Here is a 2981-nt window from a genome sequence, read left to right on the forward strand (position 1 = left end):
AGGCTGTTCTACCGATATATATTCTTCATCAGACAGTTATCGTTGCGGTGGGTTTTTTCGTGGTTCAACTCTCAGCCGGAGCGGTTTCGAAATACCTGATCATTTGCCTGACATCAGTGGTTGTGACGTTGGTGATCTTTCACGTTGTGGTGCGGCGCAACCGGCTCTCCCGGTTCTTGTTTGGGATGAAGCCCCTCTAGCTATGAATGTCCGCTCTTGGAGTTCCCCCGTGTGAATTTGCGAGCTCGGGAAACAATCGAAATCCACCCTCCGTATAGACGGTCTTACCAGTTCGCAGCAAATTGCGCAGTCGCGGCGAACGGCAGGAAGGTCCCGCACAACAGTCACTGGTGCATGACACAGCAAACGGCAGCTTTGAACCCGAAGCGGTCTCCGCCCTGCCACAATGAGACGACCCGATAGGTGTCGAGAGCGAGCGTCGTGTTGCCGTTCGACAATTCCGTATGATCAGGTTGGCGGGTTTGTCCCGGAAGCCAGAAGGAAGGTCATATCAGCATTAACACCGCCTTGGCCCGAAAACTGTCCAATGCAGTCCCTGATTTCGCTCCAGGCCAGATCGCGTTTTTCGTCGTCCAGATCGGCCAGCACGGCGCGATAGGCACCAAATGCCTCCTGCATCATGGTTAGAGCGTCGCCGACCGATGCGATGGACATCCGAGCGACGACCTGCTCGACCCTAGTGTCGATATACCCGACCGCTTGAAATAAGTTCTCTAGTCTCGCAGGGTCTGACAGCGCAAACAGCCCTGGTGAACCCAGCGGCGGCGGGGTCTTCCCGGCATGTTTTAGTGCGATCATCATGGTTTTTGAAAACAGCAGGTTGTCCTGCGGCGAGGCCACCACAAGAACGGCGAAGCGTCCGTTCTCCACCAAGACGCTTCGCACGGCCGCAAGCGCGTCTTGAGGCGACTGGAACAGCATCAGGCCGAGTCGGCAGGTTGCCGCATCGACGCGCAGCCCACTTTCGGAAAGATCTTCCGCTGGTCCGTGCAGTGTTTCGACATTGGTCAGCCCCGCGGCGGCGGTATTTGAGGTCACAAACGTCAACATTTTTGACGCGATGTCATTTGCGAAAATCCGGCCAGTCGGCCCCACGCGTCTCGCGGCTTGAATCGTTTGGCTGCCGGCGCCACAGGCGAGGTCCAACACGCTCATGCCCATTTCTACGTTGGCCGCATCCAGCATTTGTTCAGTCGCCTCGGCGGCGGCGCCCATCAAAGCGGATTCCCATTTTGCCCAGCCAGGAGCGGCAGAATCCCAAATACTTTCATTTTTATGTTCACCATTTCCGGCCATCGTGCGCATCCTCCCTTAAGGCGATACGTCAAGATACACTACATTTCACGTTGCTCAAGTGTCCTGCGAGGCCGGCATTGAGTAGAAAAAAGTGTTTCCTGCGCGATGTGCAGAAGCGGACAAAGGTTTGCTTGCAGTAAATGGCGACTTCGTCCCGCTAAGCAGACCTCAATGCATCGCGCAGTGAACGGCAGCAATCAGCCCTTATTGTCGGCTTGCTGCAATGCAGCCAATGACTGCTATGCAAAATGGCGATCACCGTTCTGTCGGGACCAGAGTGCCGAACTGTGCTATGCTTCAATGAAGCGGAGGACGATAAAATGAGCTTTGTTTCAATCACGACATGGCGAATGATAGGCGGGACCGAGACCCTGCAGCATGTGACAGACCTGATGGAGCGAAAATATTTTCCGGGGCTGCTGGCTTTGGGCGCTAAACATTCAATGCTCGTAGATGCTGAACTGGACCGTTTTGCCATCGTGACGGTCTACCCAAGTCGCGAGGTGCGGGATGATGCAGTCACCCATATCTCGGCCCTCCGAATTGAAGGCGCAGAGGAATTTGGAGCTGAGCTGATGGACGCTTACGGGGGCGAGATGTTGGCATCGTCCGAAGCTTAGAGTGCCATGCTCATCTTATGGGCACGGCAGTCCTTGAGGCTTTTCACAACAGACGGCCCCTTGGAGCCCGAAGACTGCCAAGAGAAGAACGGATAGTCCTATATGTAGCTTTGCAGTAACCTGGGATGCTAATGAAGTGGATGGGAGGGCGTGGCGTGCCACAAATCGATTTTTGGTATTCAATTGGCAGCACTTACAGCTACCTAACTGTTATGCGGCTTCCCGAGGTCGAAAGAGTTGCGGGGGCAGAAGTTCGTTGGCGTCCGTTCAATGTCCGGCACGTGATGATTGAACAGAATAATATCCCCTTTAAAGACAAACCCGTGAAGACAGCTTATATGTGGCGCGACATCGAACGTCGCGCTGATCGCTACGGTCTCGCACCCCATATTCCGGCACCTTATCCGGTTCCAGGCCTTGTGCTTGCCAACCAGATTGCCACACTTGGAGTTGAGGAAGGCTGGGTAGCGGACTACACACGCGCCACTTATCGGCGTTGGTTCGAAAGCGGCGAGCCAGCTGGAGAGGAGCCGAACATCTCCGAAAGCCTGGAAGAAATCGGTTGCGACCCAAGCCATGTCTTGGTTGCTGCTCAGTCCGATCGGATCATAAGTGTACTTGCAACAGCCACAAATGAGGCCATGGAACTTGGTGTATTTGGTTCACCTACATTCGTGGTTGATGGCGAGGTTTTCTGGGGGGACGACCGCCTTGATGACGCATTGCTTTGGTCCAAAAGAAGCTGACAAATCGAGCGTACTTTGTGTCCTGCATAACCGCCATCGGCGTGTAGAATTTAACCAAATAATGTTCGCAACCGCAGCGTATGGCAGGAAAGAGCCAAAGCAGACTTCCTTGACTTAGCGTGAGTTAGACTATTCTTGTCCATCATGACTGACCTTTCAACCCAATTGCTGGACGAACTCAGCCTCAACGAAGCTGGCCGACCAAAAGCGCCGCCAGTACCGGAGGCAACAGACATACACCGTCGTCAAGGACGACAGCTGGCCGCTATCCACCGTCATTATCTGATGGAGATGGCCC

At 54.4% G+C, this 2981-nt stretch carries 4 protein-coding genes; 3 read left to right on the plus strand and 1 reads right to left on the minus strand.

Annotated elements, in window-relative coordinates; translation table 11 throughout:
• The coding region (locus AC221Y_RS22765; RefSeq protein WP_486708573.1) for a hypothetical protein at window positions 1–200 on the plus strand (200 nt) is incomplete at its 5' end.
• A gap of 268 nt (window positions 201–468) precedes the next feature.
• Here the strand turns inward: AC221Y_RS22765 and AC221Y_RS22770 are convergent.
• On the minus strand, window positions 469–1317 hold the full coding sequence (locus tag AC221Y_RS22770) for a class I SAM-dependent methyltransferase (RefSeq protein ID WP_486708574.1): 849 nt from the start codon (window positions 1315–1317) through the stop codon (window positions 469–471).
• A 320-nt stretch (window positions 1318–1637) separates the two neighbouring features.
• On the opposite strand from AC221Y_RS22770, the gene AC221Y_RS22775 reads away from it, so the two are divergent.
• The gene (locus AC221Y_RS22775) at window positions 1638–1937 is read left to right on the plus strand and encodes a hypothetical protein (RefSeq protein ID WP_486708575.1); all 300 of its coding nucleotides are present in this window, start codon (window positions 1638–1640) and stop codon (window positions 1935–1937) included.
• A gap of 155 nt (window positions 1938–2092) precedes the next feature.
• Window positions 2093–2683, plus strand: coding sequence for a DsbA family protein (locus AC221Y_RS22780; protein WP_486708576.1), 591 nt, complete (start codon window positions 2093–2095; stop codon window positions 2681–2683).
• Window positions 2684–2981: the final 298 nt, after the last annotated feature.

This window comes from Boseongicola sp. (genome assembly GCF_057460485.1).